This window comes from Aeromonas sp. ASNIH8 (assembly GCF_002919855.1).
Classification (GTDB): Bacteria; Pseudomonadota; Gammaproteobacteria; order Enterobacterales; family Aeromonadaceae; genus Aeromonas; species Aeromonas caviae.
This window is the reverse complement of the sequence record NZ_PQLN01000202.1, coordinates 1-1,844: the sequence shown is the minus strand read 5'-3', so window position 1 is coordinate 1,844 and position 1,844 is coordinate 1. Positions and strand designations below refer to the sequence as shown.

Below are 1,844 nucleotides of genomic sequence, written 5' to 3'. Positions count from 1 at the left end.
GAGAAGTTGGAGTGGGCAATGGTGTATTTATCCAAAAACGGCAAAAAGAGTAGGCAGAGAAAATCCAAGCAAAACAACACGTTAGACGGTATTATTAATTCGCTTGCCGCTTAAGGTTCTGTACATGTAACGTTTCATACTGAACAATCAAGCACCCCTGCTCATACCGTTTTATATGAAACATGACCAAAATTAAAGATTCATACTAATTGCTACTACGAAGTCCGAATCGAGCTTCAACCGAGTAATAAAGTATCATACTCGTTGTGGCTCACTTCGGGGCAAAAAATGGGTTATGCGGCGAGAGTGCCTAACGCCGCAATACTCAACTAAATGGCACAGCCTGCCAAGCATCAAGTGCTAAGAAAGTGATTCTGAAATGCTGCCAATAGCCCTTAAGTCGGCATCATTTAAAAAGAACACAGGGCAGCCATCAACTTTTTGAGAGTTTGACATCAAGTAGAGACCTGTATACATATGTTTGGACATTTTAAAATCGTCACTGTCTGGCACTTTATAATCGCCAACGCACTTAAATCCGTGTAACTGTTCACCCAGATGGCATTGACAGGAAAAAGTGAGACGATCATCCCTTGATCCACTGTTGCCCCTTGCCTGATCCCGCCAGCTTGGCACCATCACGTCATGAGCAAACCCATTACGCCACCACCCGGCCTGCCGCTGACCCTCGAGCAAGCCAACGAGCTGATTTACAAGCTGATGGCGCGCATCGCCGAGCTTGAAGACCGCCTCAACCAAAACAGCAATAACTCCTCCAAGCCCCCCTCCACTGATGGCTCGGGGACCCCGCCTGCGCGCAAGCGCCCCGCTTCCGGCAAGGCTCGTGGTGCCCAGCCTGGCCACAAGGGGCAGCGGCGTGAACGTCATCCTGAGGACGACCGACTGACGGCAATACCACACTATCCTGCCCGGCAGTGCGCCTGCTGTGGTGAGCAGGTGGTGTCCCATGACAAGCCCTACCGGGTTCATCAGGTGTTTGACCTGCCCGAGGTCAGCTATGTGGTGACAGAGCATCAGCTGTATCGGGGCACCTGCCGTGGGTGCGTCACCACCAGTGAAGCAGCCCTGCCCGATACGGTGCATATTCCGGCCGATCATGAACACCGATTCCGGTTCAACGTGAACACCATTTCCGGACCAATGTGAACGCTCATTCCGGCTCAACCTGAACACTTTGCCCCTCCTTTCCGGAAACAGTGTTCAACATCCCGGAATCACTGTTCACATTCACCAGAATCATCCTTAACGCATTGATTTAAAAACCTTTGATACGCTCTCCCTTTTGCCAGGGAAGAGCCTATGTCTGCCAAGAGGATTGCAATGCGTAAAATTCGTGAAGTGCTGCGACTGCGGCTGGAAGCTGACCTCTCTGTTCGCCAAATCAGTATCTGTACCAAGGTCAGTGTCGGCTCCATCCAGAAACTCCTCAAAAGTGCCCAGGCGCTGGGCCTTACCTGGCCCTTACCTACCGAGCTTGATGATGGCCGACTGGCTGCCCTGTTCTATCCGCAGGCCGATACCACCATCTCGGCCCGCCATGTTGTGCCGGATTGGCCCTCTGTCCATCAGGAGCTCAAGCGCAAGGGGGTCTCCAAACAGCTGCTCTGGGAGGAGTACACCCAGCGCTATCCCAATAGCTGTTACCCGTCATTCCGCACCTGATTTTGCTATTTTCAGTGCTTGACGGCGATCGGCCGTTCTGATCTATTACTCTCTTTTGCAGGTAGATCATCATGGCCGCACCCGCTATCTCGATCCGTAACCTCGATCACCTTGGTTTGGTCGCCGCACTCTGCCAGGAACTGGGCATTGCCCGCATGATC

1 protein-coding gene and 2 pseudogenes are annotated in these 1,844 nt (G+C 52.2%); all 3 read left to right on the top strand.

Annotation, left to right across the window (positions count from 1 at the left end; translation table 11 throughout):
* Nucleotides 1–202 precede the first annotated feature (202 nt).
* On the top strand, nucleotides 203–364 hold the full coding sequence (locus tag C3418_RS25125; RefSeq protein ID WP_103859372.1) for a DUF4113 domain-containing protein: 162 nt from the start codon (nucleotides 203–205) through the stop codon (nucleotides 362–364).
* Between the two features lie 281 nt (nucleotides 365–645).
* A pseudogene (locus C3418_RS23390) lies at nucleotides 646–1,101 on the top strand (DUF6444 domain-containing protein); the annotation flags it as partial.
* Nucleotides 1,102–1,320: 219 nt separating this feature from the next.
* Nucleotides 1,321–1,665 (top strand): annotated as a pseudogene (locus C3418_RS23385) (IS21 family transposase); the annotation flags it as partial.
* Nucleotides 1,666–1,844 lie beyond the last annotated feature (179 nt).